This window comes from Streptomyces agglomeratus (assembly GCF_001746415.1).
In the GTDB taxonomy this organism is placed as follows: Bacteria; Actinomycetota; Actinomycetes; order Streptomycetales; family Streptomycetaceae; genus Streptomyces; species Streptomyces agglomeratus.
The window spans coordinates 7,866,274-7,887,375 of the sequence record NZ_MEHJ01000001.1; the positions used below are offsets into that span (position 1 = coordinate 7,866,274).

The window sequence follows — 21,102 nt, forward strand, 5'->3', positions numbered from 1 at the left end:
GAGGGATGCACGATCCGGCGACACATCGGGACGATACCGACTTCGACTTCGGAGTCACCGCACTCGGCTCCTCCTTCCACGGGGACTGGTGCCTTGACGTGGAGCACGAGCTGGACCACGTGACCAACTACCTGGGTCCGGAAGGAGACCCGGGAGGACTCGTCCTACTGGTCGAGGACCTCTTGCGGCTGCGGGACTCCGATCTCTCCGGTGACGAACTGGGGCTCTTGTGGCACGCCACGGACCCGCCGCTCGGTGGAGCGCCGGAGATTCGGGGGGCCGAACGCGCCTGGCTGGACCGACTGCTGTCCGTGGTGGTACCGCTCGCGCGGGCGCGCGGCGCGTCCGAGGCCTCCTGCACCACATACCTCCGTTGCGGACCGGGTGCTACCCACCCGGTGGTGGTTGAGCACAGAGGGCTGACGGCCGAGGTGGTGGAGCTGATCGGCCGGCTCGGCCAGCGGGCCGAGGGCCACAGTCCCCTGCCCCGGACACGCGAAGCGCTCGTTCGGTGCGCCGAGACGGTCTGCTCCGAGCTGGCGTTCCGCTTCCTGCTACAGGCGGCCGGGCAGTACTGGTCCCGTCTGTCTCCGGAGACGTACGAGCGCCTGGAACGCCTCAGTGCAGCGTTCGGGCACGGGCCGTACGTGGTCAGTGCGATCCGTTACCTCGTGGACGAGCCGCACGCCCGCCCATGACCCTGCCCCAGCCGCACGACTGACACGAGGACCGGGAGGCGTTACTGAGGTTGTAGGCGTGGTGTCGTCAGTGTGAGTCCGGTCGCGGTGAGACATCCGTCGATGATGTCGCTGCGGTATTGGATCTGGCGGAGGCCGTGTCGGAGCCGGCCGATGAGGTGGTCAGGGTGGGTGAAGGTGGTGTTGGCCTGGCTTGTTCGGCGGAGGATGGACCAGATGCCTTCGACGGGGTTGAGGTCGGGTGCGTAGGGCGGTAGGTGGTAGGCGGTGATCCAATCGTGGGCGTCGATGAAGGCCCGCATGCGACGGTCTTTGTGAACGTTGAGGTTGTCCCAGATGAGGACGATCGGTCCGCCGAGTTGTTGGTGGGCGGCTATGAGGAGGTCGCGGTACTCGGTCCAGGAGAAGCTCTTGCGGCCGCCGCTCTTATGGTCGGTATGCCGTTTGGGCCGGTAGATGAGGCGGGAGCGCTCGCCCGGTTTGTAGCAGCACAGGGCCGCGATGGAGAAGCGGCGTTGGGAACGGCCGCGGACCCGGATGACTGGAGTGGTTCCGCGCCGGCCCCAGGTGCGGGAGGTCGGCGGCGTCATCGAGAATCCGGCTTCGTCCTCGAAGACGAGCCAGGCCCCGAGCGCCGCCGCAGTGGTTCCACGTGCGGCCACACGTCCTTGACCCAGCCGGACACGGCCTCCTCGTCGCGCTCGATGGCCCGACGTGCTGGTACCTGGTGGCTCCAGCCATGTCGCCGCAGCATCTGGGAGATCCCCGACAGCGTCATGGACTTGTGGAACCGCCGGCCGATCAGGGTCTTGATCCTGGCCAGCGTCCACCGCTGATCAGGCCACCCGTGAGCGACCGGGCCTTTGTCCAACTCCTCCTCGAGCACGGCGAACAGCGGATCGCTGAGCTTCGGCCGGGACGCCGGACCACGGGAACGAACCCCGTCCTGGCCCGCCTCCTGCCAGGCCCGGCGCCACCGCTGGACCGACCGGACGCTGACCCGTAACTCCTTCGCGATCTCCGTACTGCCCCGCCCATCAGCGAACATCCCGACCGCTTCCATCCGGACCCGCTCACGGAACGCTTGCCTCTCCGCGGTCAGACCCCCACCCTGCGGATACCTCATACCTCCGGCATACCGCGACGATCACCAACCGTCAGCCCCCACGACAAGACGACTTCAAGGTCAGTAGCCGCGACTGACCCGGCTCACCCCTGACGCCGGCCTTCGAGACCCCCTCGCATTCGAAGGCCGGCGTTACCTGGGTTGACGCCCGAGGGCGCCGGTCGAATGCCTGTTGCCCCGCAGGGCCGCAAGCCTGCCGTCAAAGCAGTGACACCCGGTGCCTCCGAACGTCAGCACCCGTCTGGCCTCGCGCCAGCCGTGGCTGCGCCCCTATGGGCAACGGCACGCGGAAGCTGGCGTCCCAATCGACGTGTTAAAAGTGGTCAGAGGCAGGTGCCTTCCAGGGCGCGGCGGTCGCCGGTGAGGGCGTAGCGGCGTACAGCCAGGATGGTCTGGGGGGCCTTCCCCGTGAAGGTGGGCACGCGGTTATTGATCACGCGGCGAGCGTGAGTTTAGCGGTGTGGTGTCGGCGTTCGTATTCGTTGGGGCTGAGGTGGCCGTTGGCGGAGTGCCGGCGGCGGGTGTTGTAGCGGGTCAGCCAGGCAAAGACGGTCCTGCGGCAGGTGCGGGCGTCACCGTAGTCGTGGGTGCCCTGGAGGGTCTCGCGTTTCAGGGAGGCGTGGAAGCTTTCGCAGGCCGCGTTGTCGGCGCTGGTGCCGACCGCGCCCATCGATCGGGTCACTCCGAACTGGTCGCAGAGGCCGGCGAAGGCCCGGGAGCCGTATTGGGCCCCGTGGTCGGAGTGGAACACGGCACCGTCCAGGCCGCCTCGGGTCGAGGCCGCCATCCGCAGTGCGTCGGCGACCAGGCCGGTGCGCATGTGGTCGGCGATGGACCAGCCGACGACCTTGCGGCTGAAGCAGTCCAGCACGGTCGCGAGATAGAGGAACTCCCCGTTTTTCAGGGGGAGATAGGTGATGTCGCCCATGTATTTCAGGCCGGGTTCGGTGGCGGTGAAGTCCCGCTGGAACAGGTCCGGGACCGGTGAGGTGGCCGGGTCCGGGACGGTGGTGCGCACGCGTCTGCGCAAGCGGATTCCGGTGATGGAGAACGTCCGCATGATCCGGGCGACGCGCTTTTCGTTGACCCGCCGCCCTTTCTCGCGGAGCTCGGCGGTCACGCGCGGAGAGCCGTAGGCGCCGCCGGACTCGCCGTGGACCTCGCGGATCTCCTCGGCCAGGACCCGGTCCTCCCGCTGCCGGGTGGCCCGGGCCTCGGCGCCGGCGAGCCATTTGTAGTAGCCGGACCGGTTCACGTCCAGGACCTGGCAGAGCCGCTTCACCTCGTAGGTGTTGCGATGGTCGTCAACGAACTGGAAGCGGCTCCTCACCAGTTCGTCTCTCCGGCGAAATACTTGGCCGCCTTGCGGAGGATGTCCCGCTCGGTGGCGAGCTTGCGCTCACTTGCCTCGAGCTCGGCCACCCGGGCCTCCAACTGCCGCACCCGCTCGTCCGGATCAGCGGACGGCACCGCCTCCCGAGGCTGGGCGCCCGGCTTCGCAGCCGCGGCGGTGATGCCACGGCGTTCGCGGTCCCGCAGCACCCACTCACGCAGGGTCGCCCGGTTGACGCCCAGGTCAGCGGCGATGCTCTTGTATGTCGCCCCGGGTGTGGACTCGTACAGGGCCACGGCATCGGCCTTGAACTCGTCCGAATAGTCCTTCATCGCCATCGGCGGTCTTCTCGCTTCCTCCGGATCGAGCAGATCCAGTATCAGCGTGTCCACCACTCAGGGGAGGCCCCGGGCGTCGCTGCCGATGTCGTTGGCACCGGGCAAGGATGGTGTCGACGGCTTCCTGCTCGGAGAGGTACGGCGGGGCGAGTTCGAGCATGATCTGTCCCAGCCGCCCGCCGGCGGCGACCATCTCGTCGACCAGGCGCGTGCCGGGTTCGTGTCAGCGGGGTGCCGCCCTGTGTCGGCGAGTGCCCGCTTGAGAGCGCCGCCGTCATCCTCGGTCTCGGCGGTGTCACCGGTGGCGGGGAGCGGTTCGCGGCGGAGCTCGTCGATGAATCAGCGGAATCATGCGCCGCCCACGACGCCACTGCCGGCGCCTGCTGAGAGCCTTCTACATGGGCGCGATGGTCGCCGCCCGATGCCGCCCCACCTCGAAAGCGCCTACGAACGCAAGAAAGCCGAGGGGAAGGACCACAAGCAGGTCATCATCGCGCTCGCGCGCCGTCGCCTGAACGTCTTGTGGGCCCTCAATACGCGACGGTCGCAACTTCGAGTCACCGCGCCACCGGGGCCCCATCCCACTCGGCTGACACGCTCACAGTGCGTTACCAGTCCGGCTTGGCAACCCTATTGCGAATCAGTGAGCTTCTTCAGCGTTGCCGCTCCAGCGTGAGGATGGCCTTGGCGATTGACGTCATGCGGTTGGGGCTGCATCGGGACCGGCGGAAGATGCGCCAGGACTTCAGCCTCGCGACGCCGCGTTCGACAGGTGCTAGCGTTGCGGCCAGTGCCTGATTGCGGGACTTTTCGGTGGGGGTGAGTTCCCGCAGGGGCCTGCGCTTGATGCCCGTGGTCAGCCACGGGCCGGCGCCCTGGTAGGCGAGATCGGCCAGGATGGGAACGCCCTGGCGCTCGCAAATCCGGATGATGCGGTGGGTGCGGGCGGCGGTCAGGTCATGGGTGCGGCCCGGCAGGGCGGGCGAGAGCCACAGCAGCCGGCCGCCGGGGTCGGTGACAACCTGCACGTTCACACCGTGGCGCCGGTGTTTGTGGGAGTAGTCGGCCCGGCCGTCGCCGACCCGGTCGCACTCGGCGAGGGTGCCGTCGAGCAGGATGCAGTCGGGTTCGTGCTCGCGCAGCGTCTTCAGCAGACCCGGTGCACGTTCGGCGAGCAGGTCGACGACCGCGCTGGTGTAGGCGTGGGCGGTGGACTCGCTGATCCCGAACCCGGCGGCGATCTTCGCGAGAGTGGTGTGTTCGCGTAGGTACACCAGTGCCACCATCGCGCGCTGGGACGGACGGAGCTTGCAGCGCCGGTCGCCCTCACGGGTGACCGATAGCGGTCCGAGCAGGTCGGCTCTCTATCCACGAAAGCGCCGCAGGAGGCCAGTTCTGGGCCGCCCATCGTGCCGTACGGAGACCCGGTCGGCGGGAAGGGCGTTCAGTCCGTGGACCTTGCCGGCGTCCACGAGCGTGACGTTCACCTGTCCTTGCAGCACGTTCCGCAGTGGGGACAGGTCGACGGGCGCCTGGTAGCTCTGGCAGGTCAAGCGGAGGGTCAGGGAGGTGAGGGAGGGGAAAACCTCGGCGAAATCCGGGACCTGCTCGCCCGTCAGAACGCCGTCCAGGTCGAGGGAGGTGACCTGGCGCAGCGGCACCTCGGGGAGTGGGATGCCGTGCGAGGAAGACAGAGTCAGCGACCTCAGGTTCGCCGCCCTCGCCAGGAAGGTGAGGTTCACGACGTTCGGTAGTCGGTGCAGTGCGAGCTCCTTGGCCGGGCTCTCGCCGAGCGGGGCCAGGGCTGTGATGACGTCGCAGGATTCGACGGAGAGTCGGCGCAGGCCGCGCAGCGGCGTCAGTGAGGGCAGTGTGAATGACACCGCGCTGGAGGGCACAATCGACAGGGAGTGGACCTTCAACGGGGAGAGAGCGTCGACGAGGTCGGCCGTTAGGATTTGTCCCCTCAGGGAGAGGTGCGGTACCCGGTCGAGCGCATCGAGGCAGGCGATCTGTTCTGGCCCGGACAGGTGCAGCGTGAGGTCGTCCATCGGTAACCCGTTTAGGACCTCCTCGGCGAAGGAGCGTGCGTCGAAGTATGGCCAGGACAGGGCGACTTCCTGCCGCACTTCGGGGTCGGCAACGCGCTTGAAACGGGCCAGTTGCTCCAGCGCCGCATCCCCACCGATCCGAGCGATGGTCATCACCGTCGCCCGGGCCTGTTGCGGCATCAACGTCTCAGGGCCGGGCAGCAGGTCGAGGACGATGGCCCCGGCGGTGGCAAGCTGTTCCGCATCCGCTGGGGTGTCAGGGGGGATCAGGGCGGATGCTCTACGGGCCACTGCGGCGCGGGCGGCCGGGTCGAGGGTCGTGGCGTGTTCGAGAGCGGCGGCGGCGAGCAGGTGGTAGCGGCGGCGTAGTTGCGGGTCGGCGCTCTGGTCACCCAGCTCGACTAGTTTACGCAGGAGATATGCTCGTTCACCGTCCCGCGCGTGGCCGATGGCGAGCCGGATCACATCCTCCCACTGGTCGTCGCGGCCGGACTCAGCGAGCAGGTCGAGGTCCTCGGCCTCGACAGCGGCTTTGGCCCCGAGGTAGTCCTGGAATGTGCGGTGGATGAAGTCCACCATGCCGACGGACGGCTCCCGCAGCAGTCCGCTGCGCAAGAGCAGGTAGCGGAAAACGTCCTCGGCGCGGTTGGGCGGCGCCATGTGGGGCATGGCCGGGAGCTTCTCGCGGATGATGCGCACCGCGGTGGTCTGAGCCGCCTCGGATCGTCCGTTGCGGATCAGCCAGTACGCGATCCGCTGGAGCAACTGGACTTGTGCCTCCTCCGTGGGGACGAGACCGTCCGGTACGGGAATCTCACGCTCCTTGTCGCGGCGCACGAGCAGCATGGTGAGCGCGGCGGCATACAGCTCCATGCGGCGGTCGGGGAGATGGGTGAGCCGGTCGCGGTGAAGGGCGCAGATGAGCGCGCACATCAGGGGGATGGTGGCCAGCCGGTACAGGTCGTGCTTCTGCCTGAGAGTGGTCAGCAGCGCGTCGCGGCATCGTTCGACTGCCTGCCGTTCCTCGGGTTCGTCGATGGTGGTCAGGACGGCGTTGTGCCACCTCTGGACGAACTGGTCGACGTCGTGGCGGTTCATGGGGAGCAGGTTGAACTCGGCGAAATCGACCTCCGCCAGCCACAGGGCGTTCACAGCGGACGGCCGGGAGGTGACGAGGAAAAAGGTCCGCGGATAGAGGTCAGCGAGATCGAGCACCCAGCGCCGCACGACCGGACGTTCACTCTCGGAGACCTCGTCGACGCCGTCGATGAGCACCATGCCGCGGCCGCTGCTCAGCACACGGTCGGCCCAGTGCTCGGGCTGTAATGCGTGCAGGATGTTCCCAGTCGCGCCGAGGAACTGCTCGGGGCGTGGCAGCCCTGGGTCCTGGGCGAGCGCGCGCAGCGGGAGCATGAACGGTACGCGGCCGCGCAGGCTCGCCAGCTCGTCGGGGAAGGAGTTCTGCGCGGCGGAGACGGCCAGCCACTGCATCAGGGTCGTCTTGCCTGAACCCGCGAGGCCGCGCAGCAGCGCCCGGTTGCAGCCGGAGAGGGCTTCCTCGACCCGCCGGCGGTTGGCGGACGGCGAGCCGCCGTCGCGCTGCGAGGCCAGTTCCAAGTTGAGGTACGCGGTGTCCATCGGCCAGCGGGCCCGGCCTGGATCGCTCAGGTCTAGCCCGAAGATGTTGAGTTTGCCATACTTGCGTTCGATGTGTGCCAGATAGCGGATCTCGAACTCCTCGTCCGCGCTGCCGGGCCGCGGAATCCGGTCCACCAGGGCGTCCAGAAGACGCAGTGTTTCGTCGAGCATGCGAGTCTGGGCAACCTGGGCGTTGGCGACGAACGTCGACCGCTGCGCGAAGAAGTGCAAGATGTGCAGACAGCTCAGGTCGAGCAAACCGTCGTGGAGGACGGCTGCGTCGGCAGACAGGTGGCGGGTGGCGTCCGGACGTGCGGCGGTCAAACGGCGTGCCAGCCCCACGTGGCCCAGCCGAACTGCCTGGACGTCGTCCATGTCCAGTTCGCCGAGCGCGCTTAGCGTCGCGGCCAGGGCATCCGCTAGGGCTTCGCGTTCATCGGACGCCACAGGTGGTTCGTGCGGGTTCGCCTCGACGGCCACCTTCACCAGTTCCCGGGCGATCTTCCACATGTCGAGCGCGTTCAGGCTGCGCTTCTCGCCCCAGCTCACCAGCCGCGACACCCGCACCGGTTTGTCGACAAGTCCCGCGCCCTGGCTCTCCTTGGCGAACAGTCGCGCGATGATCGGTCGCGCCACCGACGACGCGATGCGGGCGGTCGTACCAATACTGGCCGGATCCATCAGGCCCCCCGAGCCGACACCAGGGGGACGCGCCCCCACACGTAAAGGTGCTTAGATCGTAGGGAGTTAGGGCCGCTCTGAGAAGGTAAACGGTCGCGGTAAGTCCGTGGTGCCGGGGCGGGATGTCCGCGTACATCCGCGCATCGACCCCCGCATCCCCTGGGGTGCGCCACACCGGCGTGATGCCGGAGGGTGGCCCGTCACTGCTGGAGGCCGTCGATCACCGCGCCGATGGCGTCTTCGTCGGCGGCGGTGATGTCCAGGACTGCCAGCCCGGTTCGCAGGTGTGCTGCTCGTCGACCTATTCCTTGCCTGGACCGACGCTGCGCCTCGCGCTGCTGATTCCTCGGCTGCCGTACAGACCACCCGCACGAGCGATGCTGCCAGCGTCCGGCTCGCCGTCAGTCACCTCACCCAGAGGCGAGCGGCGTAAGGCGGCGGGCAGGTGGTGGGTGATGAGGCGGATCCGGCCGTCGTCGGTGCTGCCGGGGGCGGCGGTGAAGTCGAACCGGGCGCGGGTCTCGACGGTGATGCCGGTCTGGGTGAGGAGCAGGGCGGCTGTGGCGACCCTAGTCAGGAGCTCATGTCGGTTGCGGGGTAACCGGTCACCGACAACGGTGACCGGTCCGGTCAGCCGCCACCACGCTCTGTCCCCGCCCTCCCTTTGGCCTTCGACATCAGGACGCGTGGCGGTAGGTGATCGAGGCGGTGCCCGAAAAGGACGTGGGCGCCCCTCGCTGCGGTCCGGACGCCCAGGTTCAGGTAATTGTGGGCTCCGGTCAGTGTTGTGCGGGACCGTCGACGGTGTAGGTCTGGCCGCCGGCGTCCAGGTTGGCCCGTGCCTTGCGGTAGGCGCGGCGGCTGGGCGGATCGGTGCCGGCGTTCTGCTCGTCGCGGCGGGCGGTCAGCGCGGCCAGGGCCTCGCGGGCTCCGGCGGCGGTCCAGTCAGGCAGGTCGATCTCGCGGTGCTGCCGTGCCGCCGTCTGGATCGAAAGATAGACGTTGGCCGCGGCGACGGCCTGACTCGCCCGCTGGGATGCGTTCACTGTCGTGAGGACCGCGCCGAGGCCCGCCGACAGCAGCGCCAGGATGCCGGCGGCAGTCCGGCCGGTGGACTCCACGAGGGCGGTCGTCCCCGCGACGGCGGCTAGCAGAGTCGCGGGCAGGCCGAGCGCCCAGTGCGTCGCCCGCCAGCGCTTGCCCTCCTCGAACTGGCACTGGGCGCTCCACATCGCGCTCTCCTCCAGACGGCGGAACTCGGCGTCGAAGGCCCTGCGGCGGCTGGCATCGCCGTCGGTGGCGGGCTCCGACGCCCCGCCCCCAGAGGCTCCCGGGGTGGCGGCGGCCGGGTTCAATGCCGTATCCGTATCGGCTGCTGAGGTGTCCACCCGCCCACGGTAGCCCGGCCGGATACGCCGACGGGGTGGAACGTCCGCTTCTACGTGGGGAGTTCCTGCTCGTACGCAGACAGCGCGGCGTGCGCGGGATGGCGCGGCGGCAAGCCGTCGACCAGCTCGTGCCAGCGGGCCAGACCAATCCGTTCGTTGGCCCGCAGCGAGGCGAGCAGCTCCGCGGGGAACACCCGGTCGAGGAAGAGCAACGGAACTGGCGGTCCGTCCAGGTCCACGTCGAACTGCCCCGCCGGAGCGGGCGCGGCGATCCGTCCGTGGAGCACCGGGCCGACATCGTCGAGCAGCATCCAGTACCGCCTGCCCCCCGGCGCTCCGGTCGCTTCGCCCACCTGCCCGAGCAGCACGGGCTGACACGGCGGTCCTTCGGCGGCGTCCACGGCCCGGCCGCCACCCGTCCCGGCCGCCTCCGCCGCGAAGACGTCGATCTCCATCTCGACGGTCACCCGTCCGCCGCGCGTGACGGTCACCTCCGCCTCGACCGGCCCGTGCCCCAGCGATGTGCACGCCGGCCCTTCGTCCTCGTCGGCGGCGCGGAGGACGAAGGTGGAGTCCAGCCGGGCCGTCAGCCCGAGGTCGTCGGCCGCGGCCCGAGGCTCCGGGGCGGTCAGCCGGGCGGCGGCGAGCCGCGCACTGTGGTGGAGGGCGGGCACCGCGCCGATTCGCAGGGCGAGCCCCGCCAGCGCGGCGCGCGCCGACGAGGGAAGCCGCTCCGGATCCACCGTCAGCAACCCGGTGAGCAGGGCGGACGCCTCCCTCCCGAACCAAGGACCGGGGCGTACGGTGCGGAGCCCGGCTTCAAGGACGGACAGCGGTCCGGCGAGCGAGGTGGCGGCCGGAGTGAACCAGTGGCGCAACTCCCCGTACAAGGCGGGATGCGGCTCCCACCCGGTCCCGATCCCGGCTCCGGCCTCGGACTCGGATTCGGGACCGGGCTCGTCGAGGAGGGCGGAGGCCGCGTGGGCGACGGCCTCGACCCGGTTCCACGGCAGACAGTGGAAGAGGGCCGCCGGGGCGGTGGTCTCCACATTGAGCCGGTGCAGCAGGAAGTACCGCAGCTCCATGCTCTCGCCGGCGAGCCGGTTCACGGTCGCGGGGTCGGCGGGGGCGTCGGCCCACCGTTCCTCGAGCCGTGCGACCAGTTCAGCGCCGCCCGCCGAGACCTCCACGGGGGCGCCCCGGTCGTCCAGCTCGACCAGGAGGGAGCCGTCCGACGCGCGCAGGGCGAGCGCCCGCACGGGAACACCGGTTGGCCCTAGCACGATCGCGTCGGCGCGGGTCCAGCCATGGGTATGGAAGCGTGGTGCAGTCCGGGCGTCGGCGCGCTCGTCACCATCGTTGATGGGGCCGAGCAGCCCGGGCGCACCGGGGGTGTCGCCCGGCTCGAACCAGGCGACCCATCCGCTTAAGGGCCGGTGCGTGGGGACGGTGCCGAAGTCGGCTCCGGACATCACAAGCCCTTCCCGTCGTCCCGGTCGAACCCGAGAGATCTGTCAGGCCGTCCCCGTGCGTCAGGCTCTTCCCGTACGTCGAGCCGGTCACGCTCGTCCGGCCGTTCGTGTTCGGTCGGGTGGGCGGGTACGTCCTTCCGAGTCGGCGCGGCCAGCCGGTCGAGGAGGCCGGACATGGCCGGTCCGTATCCCCGGAGCATTTCCATCTGCGCGGCCGTCGGTCCGCCCGGTATCCACTCTCCCCATAGGGCCGCGAGCCGTGTCAACCCGGCAGGGCCGGCGTCGAGCCGCGCGGCGAGGTCCGAAGGCAGGTAGGCGGCCCAGGCCCGCAGTGCGGTGGTGTCCAGGCCGGGCCGTGTCTCCCAGCGGATCAGGAATTTCGCCGCCCGCAGCAGGAGTTCGGCGCAGACGTCGGGGTGCGCCGGGCTTTCCGGCAGGGCGAGGCGGAGGAGGGGCGGTGTGGCTTGGCCGCTGTGTCCGAGGTCAGTGAGGGCCCGCCCGAGCGGGTCGAGGACGAGCTGCCGTACGGGGTCGTACAGCAATGTGTTGATGGTGAGGTCGCGCTGCCGGGCGTCCTGGAGCAGGTCGGTCCCGGTCGCCGGGTACGGCATGCAAGTGAGGCCCAGGCCCCGGTATTCCAAGGTCCGCCGGTCGCGGCGGACTGTGAGGACGGAGCAGACGAGGGAATGCTTGCTGAACTGCACGGAGAGCTCCGCGCTGTCGCCGTCGAGGGTGAGCACCTCGTCGACGAGGGTGCGGAAGGCGCCGGCGGGCGCGGTGCCCGTGACGTCCAGGTCCTGCGTTGTCCCGTCGGCGGCTGGGTGGCGCGTCGTGCCCGGGATGGCTTCCGTCACCAGGTCGCGCGGAACCCCGCCAACCAGCCAGAAGCCGTGGCCGTCGGCAGCGAGCCGGTCGACGAGGGCGCCGAGGTAGCCGTGGGCGTCCGGCCCGTACAGCAGTCCCTCGAAGGCGGTGACGAGCCCAGGGCCGAGGGCGTCCGCGTGGTGCACGTGCCGGTCGTCGATCTGCTGGTACGGGGGAGGGCCCGTCCGCTCCAGGGTGGGATGGTGGGCGGGGTCGGCGCTCCGTTCGGGCGGCCCGCTCGCGTGCTCGTCGCCGTCGAGCAGTAACCGGTCTCCAAGGTGGGTAACGCCGGTCCCGGCGTTACCCGCTGCGGCGTCATTCGCGTCGGACGCGGGACCGTCGACATGGCCGAAACCGAGCACGCGACGGCCGCCCACGAGGTCGCCGGTCAGGATCGGCCCGGTACTCGGCCGCCGAAAGTCGGTTCCGGCCTCCTGTCCCCGACCGCCGGCTTCCCGTCCGCGGCTCCCGGCCAATCCCTGCCCGCCTATGGCCTCCCCGCCCTGCCTAGGTGTCGGTACCGCGGAGCCCGTCACCGTCCGGTCGTTCATCCCGCCGCCAGGCCGGTCCACAGTGCCTCCCCCTTCGCGTCGGTCCGTACGACGAGCGGGACCATGGTGGGGCCGCCGCTCCATGTGGTGTAGACGATGCCGCCGTAGTCGACGTCGTCCTCGTCGGGCCGCAGACCGAGCAGAGCGACGTCCCGTAGCTGCTGCAGCGTGCAGGTGATGTCCTGTTCGGGCTGGTCCACGCAGCTGCTCAGCCCTGGGTACATCAGCCCCTCGTCGCCGTTGCGCCCCGGGTGTGCGCGGATGGCGCGCAGGACGGCCGCCGCACCGCCCTCGCCGCGGATCCACTCATGGACCCCCGCCCGGCAGGTGCCGCACAGGGCGACGAGGCGCGCGGTGTCCCCCCGTACGGCCGCCTCCTCGATCTGCCGGGCCAGCCGGACCACTGCCTCGGGCAGTTTCTTGCCGTGGTCGTCCGCGGTCGTCACGGCCGCGTCCGGCGGCTGTGCGGCGGCGGCGGGCGGCCGGACCGCAGCGGTTTCGGCGGGGGTGAAGGCGAAGGCGGACACACCTTTCCCCAGCGGCTGCTCCCGGCTCCCCAAGGTCAGGGTCAGCGTCCCGGTGTAGCTGGCGATGCCGGACGGCGCCCGCGTCAGGCCGGCGGACGAGGAGTCGTCGGCGAGCCTGGCCACACGTCCGTCCGCTCCGAGCGCGATCCCGATCATGCCGGTGCCGAGGAAGGTCCGGACCCCGTCACGCACGTAGTACGAGACGAACCGTTCGGGGCCGAGGACCTGGCAGCCCTCCAACGGGCCGTAGGTGACGGTGAGTCCGTCGCCGGCCCAGGCGAAGGAGGTGAGGGAGCGTTGCCGGTCGCCGATGAGAGCCCGCCGGAAGGCGGCGTCCTCCGGCAAATGTCGTACGGGCTCCTCGGCGGTGCCGCCGGAGTGGGTGAGCAGGGTCGACCTCGTCCAGCAGGCGCCGCCGCTGTCGGAGGTGCCCCACGCGAGAGCCTTGCCGTCGGGGGCCCGCAGGGCGTCGGTGAACGTGGAAGGCTTCTTCGCCGGCAGGAGCCCGCGTACGGTGCCGCGCCGGTCGACGGCCGACACGACGCCCTGGCCCCGGGTGATGCCAGGGCCCTCGGGCAGTACGCCGAAGATGACGACGTCGTCGGGTCCGCCGTCGGCGAGCTGGGCGTATGCCCCCTGGCCCTTGGAGAGCGGGACGCGGCGCGTGCGTTCGGTCGGGGAGCCCGATGGGAAGAGGGCGAGCGAGGTGCCGTCGACGGCCAGGGTCGCCAGGTCCTGGCCGAGGAAGCCGACACCGCGGCAGGGGCAGGGCTGCGAGTGCAGCCTGCCCTTGGCCACGTCGTAGATGTGGAGCTCGCCGGTGCCGCCTGAGCCCTCCCCGTCGAGCCAGGCCAGGCGGTCCGCGTCGGGGGACCAGACGACCTCGGCGGGCGGGTTCGCGCCGGTCCGGGCGGCGAGCCAAGTACGGCCGGCCGCGTCGGCCAGCATCACCGCCCGCTTCTCCGGCTGGACGAAGGCAAGGACCGGTCGGGTGCGGTCCGGCCCGGCCCCGGTGGCGCCGGTGGACGGGCGGGTCCCGGCCGGCGCGGCGCCGTCGTCGGTCGCCGTACAGCCCACGGCGGCGATCACCCCGGCGATCAGGAGGGCCGCGAGCCGACGGCCGGGCGGATGCCCGGTCCGACGCGTGCGCTGGTCCGTAAGCGGTCCTTCAAGCCGTGGGCGCGCCGTCCCGTCCCCGGGCGGTTGCCATCCCCCTAACGGCCCGGCCGAAGACCACGCCGACACGGACAAGGGCGCGAACGGGGGCGCAGCCATGGATACGAACGCGGGTCCTGGCACCGGTCCGTCCAGCCGAACCGGTGGCACCCCGCCGGGCAGTCGTATCCCGAGCAGCCGCGAGGGAAGGAGCAGACGGGAAAGACGGACACGTGGCATGGCGGCGGCCTCACTTCTCTTCGGCGCACAGATCGATGTACGGCTCGGTCGGGCCGACGTGGTCGAGCCATTCCTCAGGCGTGAGCCCCGAGCCGGTCCAGCGGCACAGCACCTCGCCCCAGTCGATGGCGCCCACCCGCCACAGCTCGACCGGTCCGGCGGGCCGGTCGCCCTCGCGGCCGCGCGGTGACCGGGTAATTCCGGCCAGCACGTCGCCGTTCGGCGACCAGCGCAGGTGGAGGATCTCGTCCGTGCCGGAGACCCGGAGCTCGGGCAGGGCGAGGTCGCCTGTGGCCGCGTCCCGTACGGAGACCCGGTCGCCGTACCCGACCGCGACCCGGCCGCCGTCGGGCGACAGCGCGATCGAGGACGGCGCGGTCAGGGCGCCGGTAAGCCGCAGCGGCGGGCGCGTCTCGCGGAGGTCGGCGTTGAGGAAGCGTACGGTGTTGCCCCGGCCGAGCAGGGCCACCCGCGAGCCGTCCCGGCTCCAGGCGAACCGGTGGACCCCCGGGGTGTCGACCGCCTTGGTGGTGCGGGCCACGAGGTCCACGAGGACGAGACGGGCGTCGTCGGCACCGGCCCGCTCCAGTGCGAGGGCAAGCGGCCGGCTCTCGTGCAGGGTCAGGCCGAGCCCCTCGCTCGGGCCGAGCGGGACGGTGCCCACCGGTTTCCACGTACGGGTGGACCACAGGTACAGGGGCCCGTCGACGTGCCGGGCCACGAGCAGGTCCTCGCCCGGGACGAAGCCCACGCCGACGGCGATGCGATGGGCGCTGGAGGTGGTGCCCCGGTCGGCGCCGGGCGGCTCGAGGTCCCGCAGCCAAGTCCCGTCCCGACGCCAGACGGCGATCTTGGCGGATCCTTCGAACTGTCCGGCGGTGGCCACGTACACGGGGGAGGAGGCCGCGTCGTTGATGAAGTGGCCCGCCGACTTGTACTCCTCGAGGGTCGGGTACTCGGCCATGGCGGGGTTTCGCTGGTAGGCGAGAGGTTCCGGGCGCACCCTGCGAAGGCCATAGGACAGTTCCCCGCTGACGCTCGTGAGCAGCAGCGAACCGTCCTTGTCGAAGGTCGCGGTGCTCGACGCTCCGCCGGGGAGCATTCCGAGCGGCCCGGGGCGGCGGTCCAGCAGGCCAACCCAGCCGTCGCGGCCGACCGCGACGACGGTGAACAACTCGCCGACCGCGGCGGCGCTCGCCGCTCCGCCGCGGGGCCGTTCCAGTCCCCGGCTCGAAGCCGCGTCGCCGCCGGTGCCCAGTGGGACCAGTGCGGTACCTCCGTCGCCCGCGATGACGACGCTTCCGCTGTGCTCGATCATGACCTTCGGCTGGTCGGCCAGTCCGCCGACGGGGTAGTCGAGCGGGCGTTTCCGCTGCCGGTCCCAGGCGAACACGCCGCGCGGGGTGGCGAGGACCACCAGTTCGTCGTTGGCCCCGACGGCGGTCGCCTGGCCCGGGATGTCCTCGTCCGCGATCTCCGACTTGACCTTGTGGGTGTTCAGGCCGACCGAGACCACCTTGTTGTCGTCAAGGAGCAGGACGGCCCGCTCCTCGCCCGGCAGTTGGCCGGAGACCCACACGCTCGGCGCTACCGCCGCGTCGAGGACCCGCCAGTGGACCTGTGAGGCACCGCCGGGACCCGACCTGCGGCAGCCGGACTCCTCGCGCGTGAGCACATCGAACTGGGCGATCGTGCCGTCGCTGCGCACCTCGACCAGCCGGTTTCCGAGCTCGGTGAACGCCGTCGCCACCCGGTACGTGTCCGGGCCCGCACAGCTCGCCTCCGGCAGGGTTCCGAGCGGCTCGGGTACGGGGCCCTGCGCCGAGTACAGACGGATCCCATCCCCGGCCTCGGCGGCAAGGAGTCCGGCCTCCGGGCTGAACACCAGCTTGCCGACCTCGGCCGGGACCCTGCCCAGCGCCTTGCCGGTCCGCAGGTCCCACGACTTGAGGTATGGATCGTCCCCCGTGGTGTACACCCGGTTCCGTTCGTCGTCGACGGCGACGCTGTCCACGCTGCCGGGGCTCGCCTTCCAGGCCAGCCGCAGACCGGAGTTGGTCTCCAGGACGTCCCGCATGGCCTGCTCGGCGTTGGGGGTGCCGGGGTCAATCCGCTCCCCGGCCAGCGCGAGCAGCCCCGCCAGCCTGGGCTCCGTGCCACGCCGCGTCAGGGCCTCGGTGACGAGGTCGGCGGCGAGCGCCCCGCGCGCACGCTCTTCGCCGCGGTCCCAGAACCAGTACGCCATCCCCCCGACGATCAGGACCAGCGCGGTCAGGATTCCAACGGCCGACGCCCCGACCCGTACGAGGGCGGGCGTGTCTACAGTACGGGCGGCCTTCGCGGCCTCGGTGACGGTCTCGACACCCTTCAGCTGGGCCGCCCGGTCGCCCTCCCACACCTCTTGGGCCTTCGGCAGGTCGCCCTCGGGCAGGACGACAATCTGGCCGTTGTCGGCGACGCCGAGCTTCTGCTTGTAGCCGCCGACGCCGCTCAACCGACCGTCGGGAGTTCCGTCGAGCGCGCCGACCAGCGCGGTCCGCGAATTGATACGCCGGACGGTCACGACGCGCCGGATGCGTCCTGCGCTCTGCTGTCGCGCTTCGTCCAGGAGCACGGCGCAGGCGCAGCCCAGGGAGGGATCGGCGACCATCGCGGTGACGCCCTCGTTGTCGGTGAGCGACCAGAGGACGGTTCCGCCGACCCCGCTGCCAGCCGCCGTCCAAGCGTTCCGCAGGGAACCGTGGAACGCCTCGTCGGCCCGGAAGCCCGACATGGTACGGGGATCGGGGACGAGCGCGGGCGGTCCCTCCGGCAGCACCGCCACGCTCAGCGTGCCGCGCACCCCGGTGTCGCCGCCGTCGAAGAGCACGCTCACCGACGCCACCGATCGAGGTTCGGGCAGAGCTCCGTCGAGCGTCAGCAGCCAGAGCAGGACGGGCAGCGCCAGGTCCCGGTCCTCCGCGCCGAGCCCCTCGACCAGCCGCCGGACCCGCGCCGAGTGCCCGGCCGCCTTCCTACGCGGGCCGGGGCCTGACAGCAAGCGGTCGAGCACATCGGACGCCGGGCCGTCCGCGGGCGCCAACTGCGCCCAGGAGTGACGCAGCCAGCGCATACCGACGGCCAGCTCCTCCGGGGCACGGTCGGCGTCATCCACCAAGGCGAGACCCATCGCGGCGGAGGCCCGCAGCGCCTGGGAGACGCCCGGCTCCGACTCCCTCGCCGGGCGGTACGGCAAATGGTCCGCCAGGGCGACGACACTGGTCCGCGCCGCTGCCCGGGGCGTCAGGAGCGCGTGCACCTGGGTCCGTCCGTCCCGCAGCACGCGGAGGGCGGCCACGTCCTCGGCGGCCACCTGCGCGCACAGGTACACGAGCGTGGGCTGTGCGGTCGAGAGCAGCGCTTGCCGGGCCACGGCCCGGTCGTTGCCGAGCGACAGCCTCGGCCCGCCAAGTAAGGCGCCGACGTCCAACGGCGCGGACGGCCCTTCAGCCATTGTCATTCCCCCTCGCGCGCAACCGGCGGAGTGGTGCCACCGCTGGTCCAGGAGGACATAGTGGCACCTGGAACGCCCGCGCACAGGGGAGTTGACGTCTTACGGAGACACCCCCGATTAGACCGGCCGCACCGGCGGCACAGCGACTCACGGGGCTGGAGGCGCGGGTGGTGCAGAGGGAGCCGCTATGGCCGAAGTACTCACACCATCGACGAAGCCGGTCGGATCACCGCCGTCAGCGCACACAAGTGAGCGAGCGCTACGCCTACAAATGGGACGGCGACCAGACGCAGGCCACGCTCCCCGCCCAAGCCCCCGGCCAGGATGCCTCCGGAGAGCGCCACTACACCGGTAGCCGCATCACGAAGGCCGGACGGACTCACTACCAGTACGACGCGCAGGGCCGCCTTGTCGAACGCCGTACCACCACGTTCAGCGGCAAGACACTGATCTGGTTCTTCACGTGGGATGCGGAAGACCGGCTCACCCACGTTCGCGCTCCCGGCGGCAGCCATTGGCGCACGACGCCCTCGGTCGCCGTATCGCAAAGCGGCGCCTGGACCATGAAGGGCACATCGAAGAATCCACCACGTACTGCTGGGACGGCGACCAGTTGGCCGAACAGCAGAACAACGGTGTCACCCTGGTGTGGGACTACCTGGAGCCTGCAGCCTCTGGCACAACGCGAATTCAAGGCCGACGAGGCCCAAGAGGAGATCGACCGCCGGTTCTTCGCCATCGTCGCAGGAGCCCTCAGCGAACTCATCCGTCCCGACGGAACGCCGACCTGGCGCGGCCGCAGCACCGCCTCGAGGCGGGGACTGCGTGTGGCGGTGTGAGCAGGCCCGCGCGGAGCAGGCCCGCCGGGGCGCAGCCTGTGCGGCTGCCCAGGAGCGGGCGGAGCGCGAGCGCCAGGCCGCAGCGGCCGCCGACGCGGTGCGCCAGGCCCTGCCGTGCGAGGACTGCGGCTTCAGCGAGCCTGTGCGAGGCGTATGGTTTCCGGCGCCGGACCGAGGCGGCGATCGTAGAGGCCGGTCTGGTCGCCGCGACCTGGTCGGCCGACCTGGACGACGTCGCCGCCGTCGCTGCCCACGTCCTGGCATCGCTGGAGGCCGACATCGAGCGTGCGCGGCGTGAGTTCCTGGAGCTCATAGAGCCGGGCGCGCTGGACGCGGACCCGGTCCTGGCGGCGACCGCGCTCGCCGTCGTCGCGCTCCAAGCCGTGGAGCAGGCCCTGCCGGAGTACCGCAGCAGCGCCCTGGGGCCGCTTGGCCGGACACGGGAAGCCGAGGCGGAGGCCCGGCGGACGTACAAGACCGAGCAGGGGCGCCGCTGGTACAAGCACAACCCGCACGGTGCGACACCGTCGCCGCGGCAAACTTGATCGAAAACGGTCAGGGCCGGGTCGTAGCGCGTCGCATCTAGCGCTGATGCCCACTGCTCCTCAAGTGCGCCCCACGTCACACGTTCTTCGCCTCCGGTGTACCCCAGCGCACTCGGCCAGCGTCCGCGTCGCGAACGAGTCGGCCAGAGCTTGGCGCGGCAGACCCTCGTGGACGCCGCCGACCCAATCGACAGCGCGAGCCCCGGGCCTCTGGAAGCTTGGTGTCCGGTCTGGGGTTCCTCCCGGCGGCACACCTTTTCGCCTCTTTGATGAACTTGGTAGTGCGGCCCCTCCCGGCTGCGGCATCGTCGGTCCCAGCGCAGGACGCTGCCGTTGTGGGGGTGCTGGGGGAACGGGCGCAACGACTGGAGGAGCGGCTATGCGTACGGGTGAGCGAGAGACGTGGACGACGGAAGAGTTCGGCCCCTCTCCCCAGGGAGCGGTCGGCGTGCTCCTGGACGACGACACCGTCCCGGCCCCGGTCTTCTTCGGGAGCAACTCCGGCGGCGGCGGACAAACGCTGTCGCAATGGAGCATCTACGACGGCCGCACCCTGCACGGACCCCGGGCAGCCGCACTGCGCGCCGTGTGTTCCTGTTGCTGGACCGGCCCCGAGCATCAGCTGGACTGGGACGAGATCGGCGACCGGGAGCTGACCGAGGCCGCCGGAGACACGGCCGGCACGTGCACGCTGGACTGGGACACGCACAGCGCCGAGGTCGAGCAGTCGGCCATCCCCCTACCGGAGACGGTCACCTCTCTGCTGACCCAGCTGTAAGAAGAAACTGAGAAGCTGGCGAACACCTCGCCCCTGGCCGCCTTGCGGGCAGCCCGCCGCCTGGAGGTGACCGAAGGGGAGGTCGGGTACTGGGCCGCCCACGACGCCCGGAAGGACGCGACCCTCGAACAGGCCGCTGCCGCGTTCGGATTGAACGAGGACGCCGCACGAAAGCTGATGGCCCGCTTCGGCCGCTGGAGCCCTTACCGGTAGCCACCCCTTCCGACTCGCCCCGAAACGCGGTTCGTTTACCCTCCTGGCGGCCTGTGACGAGGCACTGACCCGATTGGCGGCCTGCACGTGATTGTCCTACCGCAGCACCGCTACGGCCCTGCGGCGCGGCTAGGCCGTGTCCGGCGAATCTTGCCGGTGAGTGCCCAAGCATCCCTCCTTCGTGGGCCTGTGAAAGGGTGAGCCTCCAGCGGGCTGGATGACTTCATTCAGTGCGCTGTGGTGCGACACAGGTGAGGGAGTTCCTCCGGCGAGGGCATCGATGCCCCGTACGGCGCGATGGTCGACCTGGTACGCGACATCCAGGCCGGCAAGACCAGCGTCTACCAGGCAGCCGACCGCATCCGCACCTGGCGCATTTGAGTGACCAGACCAGGGCCTGGCGCTGTGAATTCTCGCTGCATGGCTGAAAGCTGTGCAGCGAACTCCTGAGTTCGCGGATCGCCTGAGATTGTGAGGTTGCTGTGCATCGGCATCTCGCACGTACTCCCGCGGGTACTCGCCAGATCCGTCGCCGGCCGGTGCCACGCGCATTGTGCTGAGCGCCACCGGCGCCGAGGGCGGGTCCTCCACGGCAACTCCCTCATGGGTTGCATCTGGCTCCCGACGGAGAGGGGTTGGGCGTTCCGTGTTTGCAAAATCCTCCTCGGCCACCCGTGGCTCGTGGAAGGCTGTGGGACGGATCCGGAGGTCGACTGGTGCGCCCATCGGTCCGTGCGTCCGCATGCCACTGAAGAAGGTCACTGGGGGAGCGATGCGTGAGCAGGACATTGTGGCGGCGGCCCGTGTCATGCGCGGGGAGTTACGTCACCTGTGGTCCGCCGACGGCGGGACGCGGGCAGCGAGGGTGGACGCGCTACTCCAGCGCGCTGAGGCCGGGGAGAGGGTAGCTGACGATCTCCTTGTACTGATCACGTCGGATGCGCTGCTCCGTGCGGAGCTGAAGGCGCGTCTGCCATTCGATGAGGACACCTACCGCGAGGCGTCGGGAGGTGTGGCCTTCGTCCCGCTGGCGGGCGACGGCGTCCCCTCGACTGAAATGCTGTACCGATGCCCGACGTGCGCGTATACGTATCCCGCTTTCGAGGTGGGCGAGCCCGTACCCGGAATGTGCCCCGATGAGCACGGTCCTCTTATCCGCGTGGGGTGATGTG

At 70.5% G+C, this 21,102-nt stretch carries 15 protein-coding genes and 3 pseudogenes; 8 read left to right on the top strand and 10 right to left on the bottom strand.

All coding sequences use genetic code 11. The features are described 5' to 3' along the window. Positions 1-5: 5 nt before the first annotated feature. Entirely contained in the window at positions 6-698 is a 693-nt protein-coding gene (locus AS594_RS34580) for a hypothetical protein (RefSeq protein ID WP_069774704.1), read from the top strand. A 41-nt stretch (positions 699-739) separates the two neighbouring features. Here AS594_RS34580 and AS594_RS48070 read toward each other — a convergent pair. Then, positions 740-1,824 (bottom strand): IS630 family transposase gene (locus tag AS594_RS48070; RefSeq protein ID WP_420877872.1). Its coding sequence is split into 2 segments (ribosomal slippage): positions 740-1,381 and positions 1,384-1,824, totalling 1,083 coding nucleotides; the frame shifts between segments, so codons are not numbered across the junction. 433 nt (positions 1,825-2,257) lie between these two features. Beyond that, positions 2,258-3,495, bottom strand: a protein-coding gene (locus AS594_RS34595; protein WP_240509316.1) for an IS3 family transposase whose coding sequence is annotated in 2 segments (ribosomal slippage) — positions 2,258-3,169 and positions 3,172-3,495 — 1,236 coding nt in all. Because the reading frame shifts where the segments join, the coding sequence is not laid out codon by codon here. A gap of 338 nt (positions 3,496-3,833) precedes the next feature. Between AS594_RS34595 and AS594_RS46625 the strand changes: the two are divergent. After that, positions 3,834-4,027, top strand: a pseudogene (locus AS594_RS46625) (IS110 family transposase); the annotation flags it as partial. A 121-nt stretch (positions 4,028-4,148) separates the two neighbouring features. On the opposite strand, the gene AS594_RS34605 reads toward AS594_RS46625, so the two are convergent. The 8 genes and pseudogenes from AS594_RS34605 to AS594_RS34635 all read right to left on the bottom strand — a co-directional run bounded on the left by AS594_RS34605 (position 4,149) and on the right by AS594_RS34635 (position 17,555). Continuing rightward, positions 4,149-4,850, bottom strand: a complete 702-nt coding sequence (locus tag AS594_RS34605; protein WP_069774617.1) for an IS5/IS1182 family transposase — start codon at positions 4,848-4,850, stop codon at positions 4,149-4,151. 9 nt (positions 4,851-4,859) lie between these two features. Beyond that, positions 4,860-7,865: an NACHT domain-containing protein gene (locus AS594_RS34610; RefSeq protein ID WP_069774694.1), complete on the bottom strand. Its 3,006-nt coding sequence runs from the start codon at positions 7,863-7,865 to the stop codon at positions 4,860-4,862. Positions 7,866-8,279: 414 nt separating this feature from the next. Further along, a pseudogene (locus AS594_RS46630) lies at positions 8,280-8,406 on the bottom strand (telomere-protecting terminal protein Tpg); the annotation flags it as partial. 238 nt (positions 8,407-8,644) lie between these two features. Beyond that, on the bottom strand, positions 8,645-9,253 hold the full coding sequence (locus AS594_RS34615; RefSeq protein WP_240509169.1) for an SLATT domain-containing protein: 609 nt from the start codon (positions 9,251-9,253) through the stop codon (positions 8,645-8,647). A 50-nt stretch (positions 9,254-9,303) separates the two neighbouring features. After that, positions 9,304-10,725 (bottom strand): hypothetical protein, encoded by a 1,422-nt coding sequence (locus tag AS594_RS34620; RefSeq protein ID WP_069774612.1) that lies wholly within the window; start codon positions 10,723-10,725, stop codon positions 9,304-9,306. Then, positions 10,725-11,966: a tRNA nucleotidyltransferase/poly(A) polymerase family protein gene (locus AS594_RS34625; RefSeq protein ID WP_167368088.1), complete on the bottom strand. Its 1,242-nt coding sequence runs from the start codon at positions 11,964-11,966 to the stop codon at positions 10,725-10,727. The genes AS594_RS34620 and AS594_RS34625 overlap by 1 nt, the downstream gene beginning before the upstream one ends. Positions 11,967-12,136: 170 nt before the next feature. Then, positions 12,137-13,756: a hypothetical protein gene (locus AS594_RS34630; RefSeq protein WP_069774685.1), complete on the bottom strand. Its 1,620-nt coding sequence runs from the start codon at positions 13,754-13,756 to the stop codon at positions 12,137-12,139. A 316-nt stretch (positions 13,757-14,072) separates the two neighbouring features. Next, positions 14,073-17,555 (bottom strand): WD40 repeat domain-containing protein, encoded by a 3,483-nt coding sequence (locus AS594_RS34635; protein WP_141747194.1) that lies wholly within the window; start codon positions 17,553-17,555, stop codon positions 14,073-14,075. A 248-nt stretch (positions 17,556-17,803) separates the two neighbouring features. Between AS594_RS34635 and AS594_RS34640 the strand changes: the two genes are divergently transcribed. The 6 genes and pseudogenes from AS594_RS34640 (at position 17,804) to AS594_RS34655 (ending at position 21,098) form a co-directional block, all read left to right on the top strand. Continuing rightward, on the top strand, positions 17,804-18,394 hold the full coding sequence (locus AS594_RS34640) for an RHS repeat protein (RefSeq protein WP_069774679.1): 591 nt from the start codon (positions 17,804-17,806) through the stop codon (positions 18,392-18,394). Then, a complete protein-coding gene (locus AS594_RS34645; RefSeq protein ID WP_069930137.1) occupies positions 18,391-18,939 on the top strand; it encodes a hypothetical protein in 549 nt (182 codons plus the stop codon). The genes AS594_RS34640 and AS594_RS34645 overlap by 4 nt, the downstream gene beginning before the upstream one ends. Positions 18,940-19,318: 379 nt before the next feature. Beyond that, a complete protein-coding gene (locus AS594_RS34650) occupies positions 19,319-19,717 on the top strand; it encodes a hypothetical protein (RefSeq protein WP_240509170.1) in 399 nt (132 codons plus the stop codon). Between the two features lie 66 nt (positions 19,718-19,783). Then, positions 19,784-19,930 carry a hypothetical protein gene (locus AS594_RS46635; RefSeq protein ID WP_240509171.1) on the top strand — a complete coding sequence of 49 codons (147 nt, stop codon included), beginning with the start codon at positions 19,784-19,786 and terminating at the stop codon, positions 19,928-19,930. A gap of 261 nt (positions 19,931-20,191) precedes the next feature. Further along, positions 20,192-20,311: pseudogene (locus AS594_RS46640) on the top strand (toxin Doc); the annotation flags it as partial. Between the two features lie 361 nt (positions 20,312-20,672). Further along, on the top strand, positions 20,673-21,098 hold the full coding sequence (locus AS594_RS34655; RefSeq protein ID WP_141743718.1) for a hypothetical protein: 426 nt from the start codon (positions 20,673-20,675) through the stop codon (positions 21,096-21,098). Positions 21,099-21,102: the final 4 nt, after the last annotated feature.

Bases quoted from the DNA above. Each gene is read 5' to 3' on its own strand.
- AS594_RS34580 (WP_069774704.1), top strand. From the start codon at position 6: ATGCACGATCCGGCGACACATCGGGACGATACCGACTTCGACTTCGGA.
- AS594_RS34610 (WP_069774694.1), bottom strand. From the start codon at position 7,865: ATGGATCCGGCCAGTATTGGTACGACCGCCCGCATCGCGTCGTCGGTG.
- AS594_RS34620 (WP_069774612.1), bottom strand. From the start codon at position 10,725: ATGTCCGGAGCCGACTTCGGCACCGTCCCCACGCACCGGCCCTTAAGC.
- AS594_RS34635 (WP_141747194.1), bottom strand. From the start codon at position 17,555: ATGGCTGAAGGGCCGTCCGCGCCGTTGGACGTCGGCGCCTTACTTGGC.
- AS594_RS34650 (WP_240509170.1), top strand. From the start codon at position 19,319: ATGCGTACGGGTGAGCGAGAGACGTGGACGACGGAAGAGTTCGGCCCC.
- AS594_RS34655 (WP_141743718.1), top strand. From the start codon at position 20,673: ATGCCACTGAAGAAGGTCACTGGGGGAGCGATGCGTGAGCAGGACATT.